Consider the following 24722-nt stretch of genomic DNA (forward strand, 5'->3'; position numbering starts at 1 on the left):
TCCGGCACGTTGTATCAATAAGGACATTTTTCAGAATTTATGAAACTGATAAGAAGGTATGAAACTGATAAGAAGGAAGCTGAGTGCAAAGTTAGAAAAGGTTGAGATAATTTCATTAAAATGGCACAATCTTAGATAAGTTCAGGCAGATTAAGTAGACCTATAACTAATTATTTAATTATAAAAATTTTCAAACTTCAAGAACAGGTAAAAACAGCAAAAAACAGTTTGTGAGCGGGTTGGAGAGTTTGGGGAATAGTTGGGGGAAATAGTTGGGGGATATTGTTTTGGGGTTATACTATGGAAAAGAGACCCGCTCACTCGAAATGAATATCTGTTCATCTTATAAATAGCTTTTCATTTCTATATGTTCGAATTTATAATTTCAGATTTATTTCCCTATCTGGAATTTTTCCTTTTTGATATAATATCGTAAATGCAAAATCGATAACTGCTGGGTTAAGTTATACCTATATAAGCATTTCCATTTTTTACAAGTATAGGATGAGCGGGTTGGGGAGTATGAATTGGGGTGTTGGGGGGTTGGGGTTATCTTACAAAATAGAGACCCGCTCACAAACTAAGTCATGCTAATCTAATATAAATATATTTTGCTTGGCGTCTTTATATTCCCCGAATTTCCCCGTGTCAGCATATATATAGAAAGAGTAATCATTTTGAAATCAAATATTCTTATATATTATCTCTTATTTTTATCTGTAAAAAACATTTGATTTTGATAAATTGAATGTTATTTCTTGGTTGAAACGTGGTCACTCTATATAAATAGATGTCGATCAAAGTCTCTCCCATTATTTGTAATAGATATATCACTTGGTATAATAAGAGTTTATCATTTATTGTAAAGCAGTTTCATTTACTATTGACAGCAATCTCATTAGTATAGTAAGAGATTTATTTGGTGAGTAAGAGTCTAATTTAACACATTAATTGGTTTTCAGGTCATCCCTGAAGTTCTCTTCTAACAAAAGAGTTATATATAACTTATGACATTTTGGTCTTGCACTTAGAGCGATTCTGTAAATGTAAGCAAAATGGGCTCGTGGTCTAGTCGGTTATGACATCGCCTTTACACGGCGGGGATCCTGAGTTCGAATCTCAGCGGGCCCATTCTCTTTATTTTCCTTGTTTTCTGATTCTAAGTGTTTATTGAGCTTCTTTTCTAATGTTTCAATTCTTGATTCAAGATCAGATTTCACTTCTGGTTGTGTAACTTTAAGTTCAGCATTGAATTGTTCATCCAAAGAGATTACATATAATGGTTTACCATTGTACTCTGTTTTGAATATGTGCGCAGTTTCTCCGGCAAGGTCAATTTCTGATTGAGGGAGCCTTACTAATGGGTATGTGATTTCTGGCTTTACCCTATGCCTCAGGACTTTGGATTTTCCCAATAATTTCATTCTTCTACCTCTATAATATCAAATAAAAGGTTACTAAATATTTATGTAACTTTCCCTTTTCTGATATGTGATTAGAGTTGAAGAAAACTGTATGTACGCGATTATTGTTGTAATTGCCAGCGGCTATAAAATTCTAACACTGCTTGATATATCTCATCTACAGTATTAAAACTAAATCTCGATGGCTGCTTATATTTAAATATCATTTCACTGGCTAGCTTCAAGTCAGCTAACTCCGCTTCTCCAATAACCACTTGCTCCGGTACTGTCGATCCTCGATGTAAAGTATGATTTTCTTTTGTTCTATTAATAAAGTAGAGTTCTTCGGGAGAGTCTGCACCTATTAACATATCATGGTGTAGGAAATGCTCTAGTAGTAAATCGTCCTTTATGTACTCAAAATCGATTTTTTCTTCTATTCTCAAGCGCATTGCGTCTAACATGTATCTTATAAAGTCTTTTTCATTTATTTCCTCGGGTATTCTCTCAGGTATCTCTTCAATACCTGATAATTTTGTTTTGGAAATTAGGTGAGGAATTTCTTTTGGGAACCCTGGAAACTCTTCTTCAAACAATTTTAGGAGCACATCTTCAGCAAAAAACCTGTATATTTCCCATGGATGTGCCTTAATGGTGTTTTTAAATCCTTCTTCCGACATTTTAAACTCTGAGTGACATTTTATATGCGCAAAGTAACATAATTCCAAAAGTTCATCAATACGTTGATGTCTGTAAGATCCAATTGTAGTAATGTAAATTTTCCAAGTACCTCTATCAAGTTCTCTGCCCTCAGTTTCAATACTTGTATTGAAAAAAGAAGCCGATAGCAGCAATTTTAGGTAAAAGGTTAACCATTCTGGGCTGTTTTCAAAATGTTCGTGTTCCTTGAGCACTATTTTTATAGATTTTTCATAGTCGTTTAAACGAATTTCGGGAAACTGCTGTTTTATATTTCTTAGATTTTTTAGTTTTTTGATATCCCAATAGTTCCGCAGACCCTTCTTCTCAGGTGAAATTAATTCTATACAATCTAGTTTCTGCAGATCATGGAGGTGCCTATTGATATTTCCCTGATCCATAATGTTATATCTCTTCAACAAAAACTCTCGAATAGCTGGCTCTCCAACAAGTTTCTCATTTTTCAGAATAAACTTCAATATGCTGGATTTTACTTCGCCTACATTCAGCCTGTCTCCTTGTTTCTTTGGCATATCGTGTATATCAACTGGTATGTATATATACATATGCTTAAAAGCGACGGATAAAAATGATTCTACTGAGAGTGGAAATTAGCTAAACTAATGTTTTGAAGCATTTTCTTTTTATATAAGAACCTTATACTAATGTATTAAATGTATCCAATTTAAAAGGAGTTCAAAAACATGGAAAATAGTTTTCCGAATCTCATTGGAGATAAACTCCCAGTCATTGCATATGTTGACCCTGCAACGTTTTCTAAAATCGAGGCATTGCGTGGGGATATTTCCAGAAGTAGATTCGTAGGAAAAATTCTTAAAAAAAGTATTGAGCAGTAAAAATGAAAATTGAAAGACCGTGTCTACTGTGTGGACAAAAAAGCAGTTCGATAAACATGAACTATTGGACGACAATTCTGGCTTACTGTACAATCTCCAAAAAATTAGATGAGGTTATTAACAAAATAGTAAACACAGGCTGTGTTTGATTAAAGAGTCAATGTTAGAAGTCTAGACCCTTCTAACACCAACGAATTCTTTAATTCATCTCCATTTTAAATCGAGAAAGCACACTAATGCGACTTAGTGCTATATACTATCTACACATCGATAGTATTTAACACTTATTGTTGTACTTTAGTGTCTTCCATATTCGGTTTTACCTTGAAGAAAGCAACATGAATTACAGAACTCACTCTTTTTTTTGAGCGCGCCTGATTACAGGTGTAAAAATGACTAATACAGAATCTAATCAAAACGCACAGCAAGGAACCACAACCGAAGAAATGCTAATAGCTGCAAGGAACTACACAGCAGCAGGCTTGATAATTCACCCTCTCATAAAACCAAAACAAGGCGAAAGAGGCACAGGCAAAGCACCTTTTGAGGAGGACTGGCAGAACAGAGCAGAGCCTAGGAGCCAAGAAGACTTATTTAAGTTTTGGGGAAGGAAGAGCGCAATCCCTTATAATATAGGTCTTCAGTGTGGTGAGCGATCCGGTATAACTGTTTTAGACATTGACGACTACAACCCTATAATATTAAACGAGTTGTTAGAGGGCATAAATAAAGAAACCCTTACAATGTCACGCAGGACACCAGAGAGAGGACACCTTTATTTTAAGTATACTGGAGAACTGCAAGCAGTTAAAAAGCATTTCATAGGCTTTGAGGTTCTTAATAATGGCTCTAATGCTGTCTTACCTCCAAGTGTTCATTATTCTGGCTCTGTCTATCAGATGAATAGAGAGATAAACAGTATAAATGATTTTCCGGAAATGCCAGAGGAGCTTATAAGCAGACTAAAGGAGCTTTTCAGCACTTCTGATAAACTAGAGTCTGTCTTTAACAAGTGCCGAAAGTGTATAAGAGAGAAGTTTATAGAGCTCAAAAAGGCTAGGGACACAGAATTTTATCACACCTCCACGGGGCGAGATTTTACCCTTGCTTTAATGATTGAGTTATACGCAAACGGAGCAGAAGAGGAAGAGCTCTTATTAGCCTGTAAAATCATCTTTAGAGACAAATACACACGCAAGCAGAGCGAGAAAGAATTAAACTATGTTCTGAACTATGCAAAGGATGGCGGGAAGCCCTGGACGTGTGAGACGATCCGGAGCAAGTGCAACATAATAACAATAGGAAGCGGAGGAAAAAGCCTTTGTGATGCCTGCCGACCTGCCGGAGATAAGGACAAGAAAACCGCAACAATGGAACGAAGTGTTAAGTATTTCCATCTATTGAGAAAGGGAGAACAGCAGGACGTAGCTTCCAAAGAGTTTTTAAAAAAGTATCCTTGTGTACACGTTACAGGCTACGGATTAGCGACCTACAGAGAAGGGATTTATGTCCCAATGACTCCGGAGGAAACAAAACAGAAGCTATTAAGCCTTATAAAAGAATGGGGATACGCACCAACAGCAAGCGAATTAAAAAACATTCTTGAAATGATAGAGATTAAGGCACACAGGCCGGAGACTCTTTTTATTAATGCGGATAATCCGGAACTTGTAGCACTTGATAATGGAATTCTTAACCTACTTACAGGTGAATTAACAGAGTACACCCCTGATATAGTGATATTCAATAAGCTACCTGTCACATATGACCCGCATGCAACGCATAAACCAATTTTTGATAAGTTCATAGGGGAAGTATTCGAAGGAAACGAAGCAGGGAAAAAGGCATATCAAGAATTTGGAGGGTACTGCCTTTACAGAGCCTTTCCTATACATGCTTTCTGTGTATTCATAGGGACTGGGGGAAACGGCAAATCACAGCTTATAGCAATCCTCGTAGGGATGCTAGGAGGAAACGAGAACATAACATCCTACTCAATGCAGGACTTCTTTTCCCCTAAGGAGCCTTCTATAATTGCAGCACACCATAACAAAATGGCTAACCTATCAAGCGAAACAGACCAGGACGCTATAAAGTCAACAAAGACAGGAAAGGCACTGACTGGGGGGGATGCAGTGACGGCCAGAAAGCTATACTGTAACCCCTTTACTTTTGTTAGTCACAGTAAGGCCCTATTCTCTGCAAATTCAGCGCCAGAAATAGAAGACAACACAGGCGCGCTTGTAGATAGAATGATACCAATTTTATTAAAAAAGAAATTTAGAGGAACCGAAGGCGAAGTCTTACAAATAGGGGAAAAAATAGCACAGTCTGAGGAGATGCCAGCCGTTTTAAACTGGTTTATAGAGGGATTTAAGCGCCTAATGGAGCAAAAGAAGTTTACAAGAGCACAGTGTGCGGAGCTAGACGCGGCAAATTACGCACGTCTAAGCATGCCTTTCGAATACTTCGTGGAGGAATATTGCTATGAGTCTGAGGGATTTGATACTGAATATACCACAGTCGCAGACGTAACAGAGGCGCTTTTCAGATATCGGGCAATGTATCCACAGAGCGCGGATTTCGGGACAGCCACGAAGTTTAAAAAGAAGATAGAAAGCGCATTTAAGGAGCAGGGACTGCGGAAAGTAAGATACCAGCAGAAAAAAGTAAACGGCAGAAATACAAAAGTTTACATGAACCTCATAATTGATGTGAACACACTTAACGAGGATTACGAGGCAGTAATGAAGAGAAGAGACGAGGAGGAAAAAACCTCCGCCCCCCTGCCAGACTTCACCGCGCAAGTAGAGAAAACGGAGCAGCAGAAGGTAACAGATGCAGCCTTTGACATGTTGGCGCGCGCACTTATGAATTATGCAAAGTCAGATAAATATAATGGAATTGTCGAAGACCTGGCGGAATTCGTTGATAGCTTCAATCAGAAACAGCCGGTGTTTATGCAGAGAGTCGGAAGCAATGGCGTTTTCACAACAGCCGAAAGATTAAAAATAAGGGGATTCAGATAAATAATCTCACTTTTTTTTTCTATGAAAAAAACTCAACAGTCCAATTTTCATTTATAATGTTACACAGTGAGGAACGAAGGCTTAATATTCCTCCGATTTTTTTATAAACATTTTATCCATGTAAATTTTTCATAGGCATAAGGCGTTTTCCCTACGGTATCCAATCATTTTTCGTGGCGGTTTCGATAACAAGAGTGCAAAAGGTATCCAAACCAATGGAGTTTTTAGACAGTTTGGATACCGATATTTTCGGCATCAGTTGACCGTGAATTCTTAGACGGTATCCATAATTACGGAAAAAAGAAAAAGATTATAATTATTATTTAGAAAGTTAAACCTCTAATTTTTTGCTATAAATTCCATAACCTGATTATTTATAGAAAAAAATATTACTATCTAACTGTCTAAAAAGTATAGAAAGTTTACCTGCCATTTTTTGGATACCTTGGATACTTTGAATCGGGAGATACTGTTTAGATACTGGATACCTATTGGATACCTTGGATACTTTGGATACCATTGTAAACTATATCAGAAAGTGAGAAGAGGTGAAGGGCTCCAGGTTATTAGCCTAACTTCTTAAACATTTTAGATTTTAGTATAGGGAGCGCCAGAAACCACAACTTTTTGGACACCTTTCCTATCCATTTAATCCATTTCTGCATATAGAAACCATATCAATAGACACAATTATATTTTTATACAAAAGACAATGAAATTATCAGTATATGACAAAAAAATGTTTAATTAACGATGATCTTATTCAGAAATGTTATGATAATTTGCTATTAGGGATGAGTCAGACAGCCTGCGCAAAAAGTATAGGAGTTGCAAACTCTACATGGTTCCTATGGCAGAAGCTCGCACTTGAGAAAAAATCTCCCTATGCTAAGTGGTGGGCTGAATGCCAGAGAGCGGAAGCAGATCTTCAGGCAAATTGTCTTCGATCTGTAAAGCTTGCTATGGATCATGGAGATTCTAAAGCAGCAATGTTCCTGCTACAAACAAAATTTGCATCTGAAGGATTCGGGAAGTCCTCACAGGTCAATGTCAACGCTAAAACAGAAAGTCAGAACCTAAACCTTAGCGTCAATGCAGATGTGACGAATGACGAGCGCAGGGCTGCTATTATTCGAATTTTGGAAAAGCTTGAGCCAAAGTCTAACACCTTTGAAAATAATATGCTTGAATAATTCACCAGGATTAAAGATCAAGATGTCTCTAAAGCCAACTCTAAACGAATATGAAGAACTTGCAAAGGAAATTAACTTCCTTTGCTCAAGGCTTACAACACTATCCTGCAAAATAGGACAAAAAATAGGTGTTTCTAAGGAGCCTTATAAGCTTGCTAGTGATGCATCTAAGAAACTTGATATGTGTAAATCAATGATGGAAGACCTCATGTTTAATCATTACCCCGGATTACCCAGGGAAGCAACAAAGATCTTTTACCACGAACCAAAAGACCCCCAGGACTAAACCTATCAGGTCTTTTATTTCCTTTTTTATTGTAGAAAGTCCAGCAAGACTATAAGATATCCTCTGTGCTTTCAAAGCCCTGAAAGTGAATTTCACCCAGGATAATCTCTTCATGTTGTTTTTATATGTAACTAGTTTTTGTCAAGTAAGCTAATTTGTCAATGCTGAGATGGAGCAACAAGCAAGGCAGGCTTAAACATGGCTCACTATCTCTCTAAAGGTTCCACAGGCCGGAGTATTGAAGATCTCTTTAATGTTAGTCCTAAGATTTTAATTTGCCTAATCGAGGAGGACTATAGGAAAGTGAAGATAAATCCCACACAGAAAATGAGTGTGAAGACTTTAATATGTTTAAAAGAGAAACTGGTAGTGAACCCTCATTACTATTTTATGTATGCTCAGATTTCAAAGAGGCCAGAGGATAGGCCGCTTGTAACTGAAAGGTTATTGAGCACGTAAACAGTAAGCTCATCTGGATTTACGAGAGTTCAAAAAAGGTGCGTCCGTGTTCGTTTTTAACTGTACAACTTCTTAAATTACTAAAATCTGCTGTAAAAATTCTGGTCACATTTCGCAGCCGCATTATTTTGACAAAAACCACCTTTGGTTTGCGGTTTTGATTAAAATTGATAGTCTCTGACATTACCAAAGTTAAATCTAAATATTTTTTAAATTATCCACAGGTGAAGTTAAGTTTAAAACTTTAATTAAACAAAGAAACTTTACTTAATTATTCTTCTTAATAATCTTTTGTTCACAACAATAAACAATAATAGTAAACATAATAGTAATATCATTAGCGCACATACAATAACTAATACATGTTATTAATCAATAACAAGATAATTAATAATATAATATTAATAAACAATATCAATAAACATTATACTTAATTAATAATTAATGTTAGTATTAACAGATATAATATAATAACTAATGTTATTGTTATTACTAATACTATATATTCTATACATATATGTATGCTAATATAACTACTATATATACTCTTACTGTAGTACATACGTGCTGTACTAAGCACATAAATATGCATGTATATAACCAATATCAATAGATCATATCTAATTCTAAAGGCTTCTAAGGGCATATTTAGATTAGTCTAATATAAATCTACCTAAGTGCTCCTATTAACTCAATACATAGCCTCTCTGTAAGCCTCATCCTGCAATATGGGCTATACTGAATATCTCGAAATACTCCTCAGGAAATCCAAAGACTCACAGCACAGGTTGAAGGACTTCAATTACTCTTGGAGGAAAAGGATGATAGAATTCAAGACCTAAGCAAACAGGTAGACTCGATTAATATACAACTCGAAACAAAGGATGACCAGATAAGCCAGCTAAATGAAATCACACAGAAGCAGCCAGTATACATTCAGAGCTTGATCTAGGAGAACAGCAGGTTGAACATTAAGCTGCTTCTAGAGACGACGGAAAATAAGAGACCATGGTGGAAGATCTGGTGATGTTTGAAAGGCCTTTAAGATCTCTAATATATGGTATTATCAAATTGAAAAATAATTCAAGTGATTTCCACTCACAAAATCTTATTAAAGAAAGCTATTAATATTATTTTTCATGATGAATAGTTACGTTTAAAACTTACTTCCGTGATAAAAGTAACAAAGTCGGAGTTTTTATGAACAGGAATATTAAATCTAGTGTTTTTTTTGAAGAAAATATTTCTAATATAAATAAACTTAAATCATGTGCTTTCTTCTGGGAACAAATATGTGTATACCCATCTTTTATTGAAGATTTCTCAATGATATCTCCGGAGTCTCAGATATATAGTGACTTAAAATATTTAATAGAGGAAAAGGTAATTAAATTTGCAGTTGAAAGCAAAAATGAGTTAAAGAGTACATTATTTGATAGCACTTGTTGCCGTATGGATGAGGAGCTGAGAGAATACATGTATAAACATTCAAGTGAATTTATTGTTAAAACAACAGCTCCACCAAATTTATCTGAAATTATAAAAGATGCTTCTTTGAGAGAGTATGAAGACGATAACTTGAAGAAAATTTTGGATGATTCTTTTTATAATTTAATCCGAAATTATATCCTAGATAATCTAGATCCTAGTTTAGAAGCAGGTCTCAATAATTCAAATAAGGATATTCAAAACATCGCATTGAAAACTATAAAAGAAGTTGTAGATCTTGAATATTTACAGTGCCAAGAAAGAGGAGAAAAAACGATATATGGGAAATACGATTTTGAGGGGAAAAACGAAGGCCTTATTTTAAAAAATTCAGTAAGCTCTTCAATTTTTACTAATGAGTATCTTTATTCATATTATAATTATAAACTTAATAACTTCAGAAGCCATGATGCTAATTTGTATATTGAAGGACTTAATGCCACTATTCCTCTTATGGATAAAGAAAAAATTGATCATTTTGGTATGGAAGATATTTTAGAAATAAGGAAAATGAAAGAATGGAAAAAAGCAATGAATAGATTAGGCGAAATCTGCTCGACGGCAAAAAGTCAGCCAAATACAGAAGAATTTGTAAAAGAAATAAAGGACGAAGTTGTGTCTGAAGTTTTTTATGTAATTGGTGAAAACAGAAAAAGTAAACCGAACTTGGTTAAAGATTGCACAAAATCTCTATTTTGGACAGGCATATCTTTCATTCCGGTAGTAGGAGCGGCCTATTCGGCCATTGGAAGTTTAGGAGATGCTGTAGTATCTTATATACGCAACGAACGAAAGCAAAAAGCTCTTCCAGTATTTATATATAATATCCGAAATATAAATAAATAATCCTTCTGTAAAAATATGTAAAAATATTATTTTTATCAATATATCGTGGATTAGTAACTCGGTGACATTTTGTCTTATAGTCTTTTTGGATAGAGTCCGCCATTCTGCTAGAATTAATGTAGAATAGACTAATACACCGTTTTATGGTAATCAAAAGATGTCCATTAATTGGTACACTTTTTTACAATATGGAATAAAGAGATTAAGATTTACGTAGCATTGTTCTCTGCTTATTTTATTTCCACTTGGATGTCCAGAATCATTGCGAAAATAACGTATAGTATTCATTATTCCATCAAGGTTGCTATCAAGATTTTCTCTTATTTGAGGGGTTAGAATTGTCTTATTCTGGCTAATTACTCGATCCAGTGACTTTTTGAATTCTGTAAATTTTCTCAGGATATTCCTTTGCTGAAATGCATTTTTAAAATCAGCACTGTAATTTCCTCTCTCAATTTTATCAAGTAAATTCAAAAAAGTATGTTCTGATGCGACTCCAAGCATAACTGCTGATGATAAGTAACAACCGCTATAAAACGATTGCATTGCTTCCGTGAGATAATCTAAAGTTACAATGTCAATATTTGGAACTTGCTGTTTGATAACAGCTTCATAGCTTGAAACATCATGGTAAAAATATACCGTAGGATTTTCAAGAATTCTTTTAGCATGCGCTGAAACTCTAAAATTTGGAAAATTTGGATTCATATCATTTTTACCAAGTGTTATGATTCCTTGTCTGAATAGATCCCAGAAAACCTCGAGAAATATATCACAGTCAGCACTTGACATTGGTTTATCATATACATCAGGAATAAAACCAAATTTCTTTTTTGACAAGAAATTTCCAACACTGCGTTCCAATCCTTCATATTGTCTTATATCACCTGGTACTCTACCAGCCAATATATCAATTGCAGTATTCCTTATTTCTTCATATGAATAAATTGGATTTTCTGAACTGTCCATAGATAATAGAATGCTAAAAATAATATTAAAACTTTAGTTAATCATGTTTTTACACAAGAAAGACGATGGCACACAGGGCAGCACACCGCCCGAGGATGTATAAAGTACCCTGAAAATGATGTTCTTGTATCACATAGAAGACATGAGAAAGCAGACAGACTTAATGAGTGACCAATTAGGCAAGAAGGATGACCAGATGAGCTAGCTAAATAAAATCACACAGAAGCGGCAGTACACATTCGGAGCCTTATTCAGGAAAACAGCAAGTTAAATACTAAGCTATTATCCGAAGGGGCAGAAAGTAAAAAACCATGGGGGAAAATTTGGCAATAAGTATTGATCTTTAAGGCAAACTTAAAGCTGTCAGTTTTTTGCCATCCTACACTAGTGTCATGGCAATTTAATTATTGGGCGTTAATACCTAAATAATACATCACACGTAGTTCTCTTAATTATAAGAACTTCGAACTAAATTTTCTAGACACTAGTTTTGGTTTTTGAATTCTTCAATTGCGTTTTCTGTTATTGTTATAATTTTCTCACGTTCAGATTCAAATTTTTCACTTTCAGATTCTTTAAGCTCATATTCCTGTATCATCTTTAATATTCTCTCGAATTTAGCTACCGCCCAAAATATATTGTGATATTTTCTCTGTATATAGATTAAATACTCCATCTGTTGGTGGAGTCTACTAAAATCTACAAAGTTGTATGTCAAAGACTCAACTGCTAATTTATAAATAGAGTTCGAGACAGCTTGTGTCATTAAATCTAAATACTCCCAAGCATTATTGTCTTCTTTATACTCTACTTCGTTATACTTTGAGTACTTATAATCAAAAAAAGAGTCCTCAATTTCAACAAGAGAATGTATAAAGATTCTGTTTAATGAAAATTCATCTCGGAAATGAATCGACGTTATCCCGAAGTTTTCAAAACAGTTAATTATCATAGTAAAGGGTTTTAACGTATCATCAGATGGTGAGTTTAGTACGTGCTCGAGAATAGGGTCAGTGAGTTCTTTTAACAACTCTGGTATTCTGTAATATGCTTTTCCGGAATCTTTAAATTTACTAAATTTAAATAATTTTGTAGTTCTGTATCCATCATCTATATCTTTAAGATAAAGGCCTTTTATGTCTTTTCTTTCTTCATCACCAATTATTAATGTCTTTTCTCCGTAAATCATGTCATCAGGGTACACTGTATAATTAGAGTCCCCCATGTCCTTAAAGTCCGCAGAATCTACAAAATTAGAATAACTACTTTGTAATCCCCTTGCCAAATATCCACTATACTCTTTCTTTAAAAAAGTTTGTTGTTTATCTGGATCTCTGTCCCAATCAAACATATAGCCAAATTGCAACAGACTTATTGAGTATAGAGATTTAATTATATCTTTCATTAAGGGGAAAGTTTGCTCTTTTTTTACAGCTTCTAGCCCAATGTCTCTTATCATCTCACAAATACGCCTTGATTCAGTATCGTCTCGAAGAATTCTTTCAACGTGTTCTAGTGATTTAAGGCATTGCCGTGTTACATCTAACAGATTAGTTTTAATTGATTCTCTGGCAATCATAGATATATAAGCGTAAATGTCACTAATTTCACGTTTTTCTCGATTTTTTAATGCTTCCAATGCGTTCTTTGTTGTTTCATATGTATGATAATTTAATTTAATGTATTCGTAATATTCAACAAGCTGATTTTGTGTATTTCCAGATAGTTTCTGAGAATTATTATCAATTTTGGATGCTAAATTTTCTAAACATTTCACTATTTGTTTAGTTAAGGGTTCAAATTCTCCTCCTTTTTTCGCAGATTCTTCACCAATAATTTTTAGATTTTCCAGTATGTGAGCAATACTATGTATGAGGTTGTGATAAATTGCTGCTTCTCCAATATAATTAAAAGTATCAATAACGACTTTAAACGCAGATTTTGAACCCGCATTAATTGCAGCGATTCCGATATCTTTTAAAATATACGAGAATTCAGACGTTGAACGTTCTAAACTTTCTACATGTTTTACTGATTTATCTATTTCTAGCTCGTAACGATTTTTGAAAGTATCTGATCCGATCTTATTAATTTCCAGTGCAAAAAATGTTGATAAGTTTTGAAACTCTTCATCGTTCACTTTCACAATCGATTTAAAAGCCTCTTTTAGATAATACTCCGATAAAAAAGTAGTATATAATAAATTGGTTTGCGTGATTTCTTCTTCAGAATTTTGTATATTGAGAACATTGAATAATGGGATCAAAGCTTTTGTCCTCGGTTTCCCGAGAGAATTGATACGCGACGAATGTGACATTTCTATGGGATAAGTACATAATTTTCCAATGCTACAGTATTGTGCCAGTATCATGTAAATGAATTCGCTATCCTTAGTTTTCAAAGCTAACTTCCAAATCTCATGAATACGCTGAAATACATGCTCTGAAATTCTTTTTTCCTCAAGTGGGTTTTGCCTAAGAACATTAAAAAGGCAGTTTGATACCGTTCCAAGTCCATCTCTTGCTGTAGTATAGTCGTATCGCTCAATTGAAGCTCGTATAATATCAATTATTGGCAGAACAGGGTCTTTTTTTTCTTTTATTTTTATAGTAATTCTATTAATTTTAGGTTCTTCTTTGGAAATTTTGCTAGCACGTTTATCTATTTCTTCTGAAGAACCAGATAAACTTTTGATACCAATCTTTTTAGATAGAGCATCAATTACTGAACTCGGTTTCATCATTTTAAATACATAAAGGATGTAATAGGATAATGAAAAATATGCGATAATTGAAAGTGCGTAAGCTTTGGTAAAGTGTAATTTTAAGGTTGAATAATTTATATAATGAGTATTCAGCGTTATTAGGTAAACTGGATAAAATATCGATAAACCGTATACTATTATAAATCCCCACAATACTGGGTCTTTTTTAAACACATCGACAACTCTTGCTGAGTATTTGGATGCAGAGAACTCTATTACAACAAAGCTTAAACTTATAACTATAGCAAGAATAGTGGCATTGCTTTGAGCCAATGTACCTAATATGGATACCACGTTATCTGAATCTAGATCATTAAAAGAGTTAGCATATATTCTGCCTAATATGGATAATAATACATTTTGTGACTCTATGTTTATATTAAAAAACAGAACATAAATTAGACAAGATAAAATCAAACTAACTATAATAAATGAAAGCCACGGCTTTATTGTTAGTTGAATGTAAGAAATTTTCTTTCTAATACCTTGTATCATCACACGATTACTTAAAATGTCAAAAATATATAAACATTATTTTTTGAGTATGCTTTTCGATTTGTACTTTTTTATTCTGTCTTTGACGTTTCTACTCTCATTTTTCTGACTCTCTTCAAATTATATATTTGTGAACTCAGTTATTCTGCACCAACACTACCACACCGCCTGCACCACATACAGGTAGGGAAAATTTTTTAACTTCTTAACTTTCTCCATTTTTTATTTATAAATTTTATCCGGCATTTACAGGCGCACAAATGCATGTATACTGTATCGGGTTCAGTCTAAGTATTTTTACTGGAGTCACCGTCGTTTGTTTAAACGATAATTTATTTAATTGGGTTTTGGGATGAGCTCATCCATATATTTATTGAGGTTTTGATCTGGAAGTAAAGGAACAAATTTTCAAAAGCAATTCCATAAAAGTATGATTTTTTACTCAAGAATAGATCAGTATAGGCGGTCTATGGGTTCAGGAGATATAGTAAACACCATGCTCAATTATGGCTATTCTCTGCTTGAAGCTGAGTTTTTGAGGGCTATTAACACTGTAGATCTGGACGCTCATGTAGGGTTTTTGCATGAAATGACACCCAGCAAGAACAGATTGGCTTATGACCTTCAGGAACCTTTCAGGTTCCTTGTGGATCTGGCAGTCATCAACCTGGTTGAAAGTGGAGCTATGGAAAGTAAGGACTTTATCAGGACTGAGAATTACAATCTCAGACTAAAACCTACAGGAGCCAGGAAGATTGTTAATGAGTTTTCCAATAAACTGAATAAAAAGGTAAGTTATCAGGGAAAAAAAAGTACATGGAGTTATGTTATCTTTTTAAAGATACAAGAATTAGCCCATTAGCTCGCAAGCAAAAAGGAAAAACTGGATTTTGTTAAGCCTGAATATGAAATTGAGAGAATTGATTCATATGACGTAAGGCAAAAAATCCTCAATATTTCTTATGTTGATTGGAAGAAATTAGGGTTTTCCAAAAGTACTTTACACTACATGAAGCAGAATGCAAAGTCAGATAAGCCGTTTACTCTTAATTCACATGTTCTGGAAAGAGTGAATAAGTGGGATGCATTGGTTTCAAGTCAAAAATAAAATATTTATAGTTTTTTACTGTTAAATGTAAAAATGTGTATGTTTTTACTGTAAGATGTAGAAATGTAAATTTTATAATAAAATTGTAAAACGGTATTAAGAGGAATTATAAAATGGTTGTAAAATTAAATTTAAATTTTACACATTTTAGTAAAATTCAGCGATATAGTTTTTAGTAAGTTTATCAAAAGAATTGATTTAACTTCTCAGTTTATTTATTCTTTTTCATCTGTGTATAAATAACAAATATTAATTTACTTTAGAACATCTGCCTAGAATACGAAGCTGGTCTATAAATGGTAAATGATAAAGCAGATAATTCTAAAAATTTAGATGATGAAGTTCGACAAAAAATAATTAATCCACTTGAAAATGAATTAAAAGGTTTTAATACAGATTTGACTGAAAAAGACAAAATTTTGACGGGTTTAGATGAAACAATCCAATTAAAACTTGGTAGATGTCAGGATATTGTCAAAAAAAACACAGGAACTGTGTTTAAGTACTTAAAAATTTTTGGCACAATTTTTGTAATAAGTGGTGTAGCATCTATTGGAATCTGGGTCTCCTTAGGGGTTGACAAGTCCGTTGATTGGATTATAAGTAATCAATCTTTTTCAACCGCGAGTAAAGTTATATACCTATTCGGATTTGTCGTATTGTTCGTTATTGTTAGTGCTATATCTGTGATTTTATTTTACCATTTTGTAATTAGAGAGCAATATAAAAAATCTTTATCTGAAATTGAAATGAATTCAATTGACCCTGAAAAAAAAGGCGTTAAAAAGGTATTTGAGGATTTCAAAGTTTCAGCTAAAGGTGCAGAAGGATTTTTTAAAAGTAAGATATCTCTTGTTGAAAGCGTAAATGCTGAGATAAAAACAGAAAGAGAATGGTATCTTGAATGTAATAAAATTCTGATGATAATTACTTTTTTTGGCTTACAAAAAGATTTGAAAAATACAATCGAGGATATAAAAAACAACCCTCCTGATAATTCAAATTATAAAACTGTAATTGATCATGTTTGTGAAAAAGCTCCGTTTAATTCAACCTTGATGAATCTTTTAGTATCATATTATGATGGAAAAAACAAAGAGGTTGAAAGTTATTGGAGTGAAGTTAAAAAAGATCAAAAGTTATTTGACAAGATAGCAAATATAATATGGAATTTAAATATTTTTAATCTTTATAATGGCATTGAAAAACTGGACAAAAATGCTTTGAGTATAGACGAACTAAAACATATATTATCAAAATCACAACAGTTTGAGAAGTCTTTGATAACGAACAACGTTTTGTTATATACGCGGATATATACACATCTTTTAAATTATCGTGAAAAAGTTGCCAAAGAAAAGACTAATGGAAATATCAATTTGAAAAAACAATTAACAAAGAAGGAAATTATTGATAATATAAATTTCAGTAATGATTTTGTATCTAATTTTATTGATATCTTTTCCAAAGAGCTATGTGAATCTTTAGATAAAGAGCTACGTGAATCTTTAGATATAGATTCTACAGATGGTTATGTAGATGCATTAATAGCAATTATATTGAGCCAAGATATTAATTTTAGAGAAACAGTATGTAAGAATGCCTCCGAAAACGATGAGGCTATATATGTTTTGATGGCTTATCATGATTTACGTGAACAGAAAGGGAAAAAGAATGAATACTTTTCACTGTCAGATATATTCCACAAAGATTATACTCCAAACAAAATGAGAGAAAAAATTAATACAGATCACTTTAGTAAAATAAAGTTCAAGCATTTTTCGACTGCGTTATCTGAAGGAAGATGGATTGAATCAACTCAAATGATACTTCTGAGTATGATTGATAATGTTGAAACGCAGTTAATTAAAAGTGAAAAAAACGAAATTGTCATAAAGATTTTTGCAAAATATTTTACAAAAATAAATATAAATACTTTGGATAGAGCTGTTGATGCTGGACTTTTTACTATATATTTAATCCTTGTTCCACCGACTGGAGGATCTTTTTTAAGAGGAGTGATAGATAAACTTTCAATCCAGAAAAATAAACATATTAATAAAAAACAAAATGAAAAGGATAATGGAACTAGGAGTTTTAATTACAACGAAACAAGAAAGTCAGAAGAACGTTACGGTGTTTCCCTTTTTTTTGATTCGAATAAACCCGAACCACAAGTGCCGATGTATGATTTTGACAATTATTCTAATGCTACTAGAATTGGTATAGTTCATAATAAAATATCGTTTACAACTTTTGTTGATCGCTTCAATAAAGATGTTGAAAAGGTACTGAGGAGAGAAATTAAAGAAAATCCTTCTCAAAAATGGGAAAAGATTACCTTTATACTATTAAGAATTAGCCCTTCAAAATACAGTTTTGGATTAATGAATGACAAGACAAATATCGAGGGTGTGAACTCTTTTGGTAATTTAGATTTAGTAGAAAAAATCGCAACACTAGCTTCCCCTTACCTTACAGAAACGCAGAAAACCGCCGTTGCTACGTTTGAAAACGATATAAAACTAGAAAATATTTTTGAAGAACTGACACTGTCAAATTTCATGTCATTTAACACACAAAAGATTTATGAAAAAAAATACGGTAAGCTTCTAGAAAGTCCAGTTTTAATAGGGTCTATTAAAGAATGCTTAAAAACATATAACATTGAATCCTTTAGGGAGTTAAGTAATATTCTTTTCTACCAACCAAAGATACAAAACGAACTTAAAAAATCTTTAGCTGTAATTATAGCTAAAGAAAATATTAGGCTAGAAAATCCACCTCTTAATGAAGAGATGCAAGAACAATTTGCATCTGAATTTTTAACCTCAATAAAATCACTATATGATATGTGGAATCATGAAATATTAAGACTGTAATTCATTCACCTTTTTTAACAAACCATACCCAAAGTACATTCAATACTGATGATAATTTGGTTTTAACCAAAGACCAAATAATTTTTTCATGCTAATTTTCAAACCTACACGAATTAAAAAATAGAAGTTATTTTGATTAAGGCGACTTTCTAAAAAAATGGATGCGCATTACTTTTGCACTAGCGTACAAAAAATTTGAGTTACCTATATCCCAAAAAGTTAGTGCGATAGGTGCGATTCGAACGCACGAACTCCTACGAGACCAGGCTCTGAATCTATCGCCTTTGGCCTGGCTGGGCAACTCTCGCATATTGAAAGATAGTTTTTTTTGTATTGTCTATTCTTTATTTAACTGGTGTATTATTACTAAACTTCGTTTCTTTTTTCTTGGATCTTTTAATAACATTTAGTCCTGTATGTTGGACTCTGAACCTGGCGCCTTTGACCTGGTGGACAATTCAGATCAGATGGATAAAAATTATACAGGAAATTTCCCAATAAGTCTACTGTATTGGTCTGTTGCTTGCTGTACTTTGTTTAAATAATGTGCACTTCCCACAGTAGCAGATGCTCTACCTTGAATAAAATCAGCTACGCTTTCTGTTATTCCTTCTTTAATCATGGTGTTTAAGTGCCATTTTCTAATTGTTTTTGCAGTCACACGTCCACTTCTTATTTCTTTCATGACGCTACAGTATGATTTGAGACTGCATAGTTTCTTTAATTCAGGAACATATGAAGAAGGGAAAAATACATGAAAAGTCTTTTTTGTACCACTGGATAAATAAGAAGTTGGATAGTGGGCAACTTCACCTTCAATGATTATGTTGCGCTCATCGAAGTTTTCAAGCATTTGATGAATATGGGTTAAGCGGTTTCCTGAATAAACCAATAAACTATATATAGGTTTCATTTGCTGAGGGCATTCTGCATATCCTTTCTTAATTTCTTCATCATTTACATAAATTTCAATAACACCTGATTTTTTGATTTTTACAAAACGTCTCCATTTCTCAAGATTATAACCACATATTTCATCAATCTCTTTATCTTCAAAGTAATTAAATAAGTTACGCAGTCCTCTTTCTTCTTTATCCTTCAATGAAATATCTCTGAATTCTATAGGTTTGCTTACATTTTTACTTTCAAAAAACCTAGATAAAGCACTAAAATAGCTTTTCTTTGTAGATTCCGATATATTTTTATAGCGGAGCCATTTTTCAAAAGAAATTTTATGTTCAATCCATATTTCATTGAGTAGGAAGCTTTTACAACTGCTTTCTTTTAAAGAGCTTGATGGAGAATAATTATTAATTTGGTTGCAATTTGGCAGGCTTATATTGTTGGAAATTAAAGGAATTATAAATCTTTTTTTGTTAAAAGGAGCCTTTACACGGCGGGGATCCTGAGTTCGAATCTCAGCGGGCCCACTCATTTTAACATCCTTGTTTTCTGATTCTAAGAACGTATTGACCTTATTTTCCTAATGCTTCAAGTATTTCTTCAAGGTCAGATTTTATCTCTGGTTGTACAACGCTAATTTTTCCATCAAACTCTTCATCAAGGGAAATTACATACAAAGGCTTATCATTGTATTCTGTTTTGAAATATGAGCAGTTTATTCAACATGATCCAATCTGGATTGAGGCAACCGTATTAAATTATATGATATTTTTGTTTTTGCTTGCAATTTTGTGAGTTTTGATTTCCCTAAAAATTTTATTTTATCTCCACCATGTCAAAAAACAGCTGTTAACTTTTATACAACTTTTTATTCTTCTTTTATCTAGGTTAAACGATGGAAAATTACTCAAAATAATATACGCTTTAAATCATATCAACGTTTTAAAATTATTTATTTCAGAAATTTCAAGACTTTATTGGATTAGTACTAAATGACAAGCAAGTAGATTATTTTTGCTTCTAAACTTTTTCTCTTGAGTTGCCGCACATGTGCCTGTTGCTAAACTTCTTCTTTGGCTCAAGAGTATGTCTCCCTCAAAATCTCATAAAACCTTTTAAAATATCGTGGTCCTAGTGATTTCACGTAAAAAGATTTCAGCATTGAGAAATCTGCAATACTCTCATTTTCTATATTTACACGCATGGAGAATTATATGCTTTTTTTGGGAAAGAGCAGATAGAATTGATATATCAGGGGTCCATCACTATAAAGAAAACGAATATTACACCAAACAAACCTTTTCATTCCAATATTTCCAGTAATTTCTATATATGCTTCATTAAATGTCATAAATAATTTATTTTCATAAGCTTCTTAGATTCTGAACAGTTTAGTCCTATATATTTACTTTTGCTCATCTTTTTGGTTTTTTTTATACGCTTTAGAGGCATATTCTTCTTTAACTCTAACTTCTGTTTCAAAAAAACTTAATTGAGAGCTATTTCCTATTTTTTCTGTGGGAATTTCCCTTTTTCTCTAGCTGCAAGCGGAATTTGCACATCAAATTCTTTTTTCTTTATAACTTGATATTATATATAGCACTGATATTGTTATATAGAAAGGAAAACGATAAAGACTTAGAATCTTTGTTACCTACAAAAAGATATGCTTTAATATTTTTAGAGCGTAATTTCTTGCAAAGATTATTTTGAAATCTATAGTGGGGGAGGAGTCAGTATTAAGAGAAGGAGCAGAACTGATATTGCAGTAGATATTTTAAGAGTAGCAATGAACGGGGCGAAGAAAACTCATATTGTATATGAAGTTAATTTGAATTTCAACATTGCCCAGAAATACCTTGAAATGTTGAAAGAAAAAGAGCTTATCAGACATGAAAATGGACTTTTCATCACTACTGACAAAGGAAAAGTCTTTCAGGAAATGGCTAAGGAACTCAAACTCTAAACGATTCTCATCTCTTTTTAATTTTTATTTACTTTTTCCATCTTTCTCTTTTTTCCAGTTTCACTACGTTTTAAATCGAATTTTCCGCTTCCATTCTTTTTTGAGTTATTCCATTACAATCTCAGCTGGGAATCCGGCGAAGAAAATCGCTATGGATAAGCCAGTAATAGTGTTTCTAAATTAGAATACGCCCCCATATATATAAACGTAGTTTGGAAACATATACTATGGCGATAAAAGCATTTTTTTTGAAGTTCATACTTAAGAAGTCGCCTCAGGTATCAAATACTCAAGCACCTGTTGACGGGTCAGCGGTCATTTAAAGAGCCTGATGTTGAGGGTCAGATGAGACTGATTAAAGAGTATAACGTAGCTTTCAGTTTTTCCTCAGATAAAGGAGAGGGAGATGAAGATTCTCCTGAAAAGATAAAAGTCTGTAATATCCCTGTTATAATGATTCCCATTTTGTATGAGGTACTTTCATCCATCGCGAAGATGGTAATCGAGAGTCACTATAGGACTTATATGGACGAAGATTTAAATCTGGCAGATCCCCTAAATGAAAGTTGCATGGCTTATTAATTAGATAACTGAAGGCTACGAGGATAGATTCTATATGGAACATAACCTGGCAAATCTTCCAAAACTATTCAAGGAGGCTCTAATCCGTATAAACTTAAAAACTTGCTGGAGAGGCAAAGATGGCAGGCAAATGAGGCTGATCAACCTGAATGCCGCTGATTTTATTTTTGCAAGAATTTCCTGACACTTTTAATGATTGAAACATTTTTACTGATTGGGATAGGGGGTATTATTTGACTGATAGGGATAAAACAACGATAAAATTAAAAGTTGCAGAAGCCGATCAACGGGACGTTGGAAAAGGAATTGTCCGAATAGATGAAAGCTTCAGGGAAAAGATGGGACTCAAACCCTTCGATGTTGTGGAAATCAAAGGAGGAAAATCGACTTCAGCCCTGATAGGACGTCCATATCCTAGCGATTCGGGACTTGACATTATACGTATGGATGGGCTTATCCGCATCAATGCAAAAATCGGTCTAGGAGAATATGTGGATATTCGCAAAGCCGACTGGAAAGAAGCAAAAAGCGTGACTTTTGCGCCTGTGGTCAAGGGCATGCAGATCTACGCTCCCAGTGAAACCCTTAAAGCCGTATTCATGAACCGCACGGTTTCAAAGGGAGACTTTATTTCAACCACAAGCTTAAGAAAATCTAGGGAAAGGGAGACTTTCGGTAAGGGAGTTATGTTTGAGGATTTCTTCCAAGATTTTTTCGGCCAGGGCTTTGGTCCATCTTTTGGGCTTGGGGAAATAAAACTTCAGGTAGTTTCTACTTCTCCGTCGGGAATAGTAAAGATTACAGACTTAACACAGGTTGAGCTTTTGCCTGAAGCGACCGAAGTAACTCCTGAGCAGAATATTCCTACTGTTATGTATGAAGACCTAGGTGGGCTAAAAGAAGCCATCGGGAAAGTTCGGGAAATGATAGAGTTGCCTTTGAAGCACCCTGAGCTTTTTGACAGGCTTGGAATCGATGCTCCAAAAGGAGTACTGCTCCACGGCCCTCCAGGTACGGGTAAGACAATGCTTGCAAAAGCAGTTGCCAACGAGTCCGATGCTTACTTCATTTCTATCAATGGCCCGGAAATTATGTCCAAATATTACGGGGAGTCTGAAAGGGCAATAAGGGAAATTTTCGAGGATGCAGAAAAGAATGCTCCTGCAATTATTTTCCTGGATGAAATCGATTCCATCGCCCCTAAGCGGGCTGAAGTAACCGGGGAAGTCGAAAGGAGAGTAGTTGCTCAACTTCTCTCCCTTATGGACGGGCTTAAGGCTCGTAAGAATGTAATTGTTATAGGGTCAACTAACCGTCCTGAAGCCCTGGACGTAGCACTCCGCCGCCCTGGCAGGTTTGATCGAGAAATTGAACTCAGAGTCCCGGATACGGATGGAAGGTTAGAAATTTTTCAGATCCATACCAGGGGAATGCCTCTTGCTGAAGACGTGAATCTTATGGATTTTGCTCAAATAACATACGGGTTCGTAGGAGCTGATATTGCTGCCCTGTGCAGGGAAGCGGCTATGAGCGCTCTAAGGCGGGTTTTGCCGAAAATCAATCTCAATGAACCTGAAATTCCGGCTGAAATTCTGGATTCCCTCCAAGTAATAAGAGAAGATTTTGAGAATGCTCTTAAAGATGTCCAGCCATCGGCAATAAGGGAAATCTTGATTGAGGTTCCTACTGTCAGTTGGGACGACGTAGGAGGCTTAGAAGAAGTAAAAAGTCTCCTCAAAGAGGCAGTAGAATGGCCTCTTAAAAATCCGGAATCTTACAGAGATATAGGAGTTGAAGCTCCTAAAGGTGTTCTTCTATATGGTCCTCCCGGTACGGGAAAGACTCTTCTTGCAAAGGCAATAGCCCACGAATCAGATGCTAATTTTATCACAGCCAAGGGAAGTGATCTGCTTTCCAAATGGTATGGGGAATCCGAGAAAAGGATTGCTGAGGTATTTACACGGGCAAGGCAAGTTGCTCCTTCAATCATTTTTCTGGACGAACTTGATTCGCTTGCGCCCATTCGCGTTGCTTCTACAGGTGAGCCTCAGGTTACGGCAAGAATTCTCAATCAGCTTCTCTCCGAGATGGATGGGCTTGAAGAACTCAGGGCTGTAGTAGTAATTGGCGCAACAAATCGTCCTGATGTCATTGATCCTGCTCTTATCCGACCAGGTCGTTTTGATGAACTGATTCTTGTTCCGATCCCTGACGAGGGAGCTCGCAGGGAGATCTTCAAGGTTCATACCGAAAAAATGGCGCTTGCAGAGGATGTTGATCTCGAAAAGCTCGTTTCAATGACCGATCAGTATACTGGTGCAGATATTGCAGCCGTATGCAAAAAGGCAGGAAGGCTTGCTCTGCGTGAGGATCTTCACGCAAAAAATGTCATGCAGAAGCACTTCCTTAGAGCAATAGCAGAAACTGGGCCTTCGGTTACTTCGGATACGATGAAGTATTACGAGGCTATAAGAGGCGAGCTCAGGACAAGGAAATCTAAGGAGATAGAGAATCCTTCTTACTTTGAGTAAAAATGTTAAAAAAAAGTTTTACCTTATTTTTATTTTTTCCTTTTTTCCTTTTTTACTAACTTATTTTTCTCACAGTCTAATTATTTTTAACATTATGTTTTTATTAATCGATCTTTAAAGTCGACAATTTTTTAAATTTCTCTCTTTTTATTCACTTATATCTTAGAGTTTTCCGAAAATGATGGTCGGGATTTAATATCCATTTATATTTAAACTTTACAAATTATGTTAACCAATGATATTAAATATCATAATTACTATC

15 protein-coding genes and 1 tRNA gene are annotated in these 24722 nt (G+C 34.3%); 12 read left to right on the top strand and 4 right to left on the bottom strand.

Features of this window, described 5'->3' with window-relative positions:
* The first annotated feature begins 1057 nt into the window (after nt 1-1057).
* A tRNA-Val gene (locus tag BP549_RS01055) sits at nt 1058-1131 on the top strand.
* Between the two features lie 394 nt (nt 1132-1525).
* On the opposite strand, the gene BP549_RS01060 is transcribed toward BP549_RS01055, so the two are convergent.
* Nucleotides 1526-2635: a hypothetical protein gene (locus BP549_RS01060; RefSeq protein ID WP_292377481.1), complete on the bottom strand. Its 1110-nt coding sequence runs from the start codon at nt 2633-2635 to the stop codon at nt 1526-1528.
* 171 nt (nt 2636-2806) lie between these two features.
* On the opposite strand from BP549_RS01060, the gene BP549_RS01065 reads away from it, so the two are divergent.
* The 6 genes from BP549_RS01065 to BP549_RS01090 all read left to right on the top strand — a co-directional run bounded on the left by BP549_RS01065 (nt 2807) and on the right by BP549_RS01090 (nt 10260).
* The gene (locus tag BP549_RS01065) at nt 2807-2959 is read left to right on the top strand and encodes a hypothetical protein (RefSeq protein ID WP_292377482.1); all 153 of its coding nucleotides are present in this window, start codon (nt 2807-2809) and stop codon (nt 2957-2959) included.
* Between the two features lie 392 nt (nt 2960-3351).
* Nucleotides 3352-5988, top strand: coding sequence for a phage/plasmid primase, P4 family (locus BP549_RS01070; RefSeq protein ID WP_292377483.1), 2637 nt, complete (start codon nt 3352-3354; stop codon nt 5986-5988).
* Nucleotides 5989-6782: 794 nt separating this feature from the next.
* Complete coding sequence (locus tag BP549_RS01075; RefSeq protein ID WP_292377484.1) at nt 6783-7181, top strand: hypothetical protein; 399 nt, start codon at nt 6783-6785, stop codon at nt 7179-7181.
* 22 nt (nt 7182-7203) lie between these two features.
* Nucleotides 7204-7467, top strand: coding sequence for a hypothetical protein (locus BP549_RS01080; RefSeq protein ID WP_292377485.1), 264 nt, complete (start codon nt 7204-7206; stop codon nt 7465-7467).
* Nucleotides 7468-7665: 198 nt separating this feature from the next.
* Nucleotides 7666-7926, top strand: coding sequence for a hypothetical protein (locus tag BP549_RS01085; protein WP_292377486.1), 261 nt, complete (start codon nt 7666-7668; stop codon nt 7924-7926).
* A gap of 1200 nt (nt 7927-9126) precedes the next feature.
* Nucleotides 9127-10260 carry a hypothetical protein gene (locus BP549_RS01090; RefSeq protein ID WP_292377488.1) on the top strand — a complete coding sequence of 378 codons (1134 nt, stop codon included), beginning with the start codon at nt 9127-9129 and terminating at the stop codon, nt 10258-10260.
* Nucleotides 10261-10410: 150 nt separating this feature from the next.
* On the opposite strand, the gene BP549_RS01095 is transcribed toward BP549_RS01090, so the two are convergent.
* On the bottom strand, nt 10411-11229 hold the full coding sequence (locus BP549_RS01095) for a hypothetical protein (protein WP_292377490.1): 819 nt from the start codon (nt 11227-11229) through the stop codon (nt 10411-10413).
* 484 nt (nt 11230-11713) lie between these two features.
* A complete protein-coding gene (locus tag BP549_RS01100) occupies nt 11714-14488 on the bottom strand; it encodes a DUF2254 family protein (protein ID WP_292377556.1) in 2775 nt (924 codons plus the stop codon).
* Nucleotides 14489-14957: 469 nt separating this feature from the next.
* Between BP549_RS01100 and cas1 the strand changes: the two genes are divergently transcribed.
* Both cas1 and BP549_RS01110 read left to right on the top strand, forming a co-directional pair.
* Complete coding sequence (cas1, locus tag BP549_RS01105; RefSeq protein WP_292377492.1) at nt 14958-15350, top strand: CRISPR-associated endonuclease Cas1; 393 nt, start codon at nt 14958-14960, stop codon at nt 15348-15350.
* Between the two features lie 542 nt (nt 15351-15892).
* A complete protein-coding gene (locus BP549_RS01110; protein ID WP_292377494.1) occupies nt 15893-18478 on the top strand; it encodes a hypothetical protein in 2586 nt (861 codons plus the stop codon).
* A 478-nt stretch (nt 18479-18956) separates the two neighbouring features.
* Here BP549_RS01110 and BP549_RS01115 read toward each other — a convergent pair whose 3' ends face one another.
* Nucleotides 18957-19913, bottom strand: coding sequence for an integrase (locus BP549_RS01115; protein WP_292377496.1), 957 nt, complete (start codon nt 19911-19913; stop codon nt 18957-18959).
* 1257 nt (nt 19914-21170) lie between these two features.
* Here BP549_RS01115 and BP549_RS01120 point away from each other — a divergent pair.
* The 3 genes from BP549_RS01120 to BP549_RS01130 all read left to right on the top strand — a co-directional run bounded on the left by BP549_RS01120 (nt 21171) and on the right by BP549_RS01130 (nt 24460).
* Nucleotides 21171-21347: a winged helix-turn-helix domain-containing protein gene (locus tag BP549_RS01120; protein WP_230627482.1), complete on the top strand. Its 177-nt coding sequence runs from the start codon at nt 21171-21173 to the stop codon at nt 21345-21347.
* Nucleotides 21348-21692: 345 nt separating this feature from the next.
* Nucleotides 21693-21929 carry a hypothetical protein gene (locus BP549_RS01125; protein ID WP_292377498.1) on the top strand — a complete coding sequence of 79 codons (237 nt, stop codon included), beginning with the start codon at nt 21693-21695 and terminating at the stop codon, nt 21927-21929.
* A 233-nt stretch (nt 21930-22162) separates the two neighbouring features.
* The gene (locus BP549_RS01130) at nt 22163-24460 is read left to right on the top strand and encodes a CDC48 family AAA ATPase (RefSeq protein WP_292375690.1); all 2298 of its coding nucleotides are present in this window, start codon (nt 22163-22165) and stop codon (nt 24458-24460) included.
* Nucleotides 24461-24722: the final 262 nt, after the last annotated feature.

It is taken from the genome of Methanosarcina sp. UBA289, assembly GCA_002496565.1.
In the GTDB taxonomy this organism is placed as follows: Archaea; Halobacteriota; Methanosarcinia; order Methanosarcinales; family Methanosarcinaceae; genus Methanosarcina.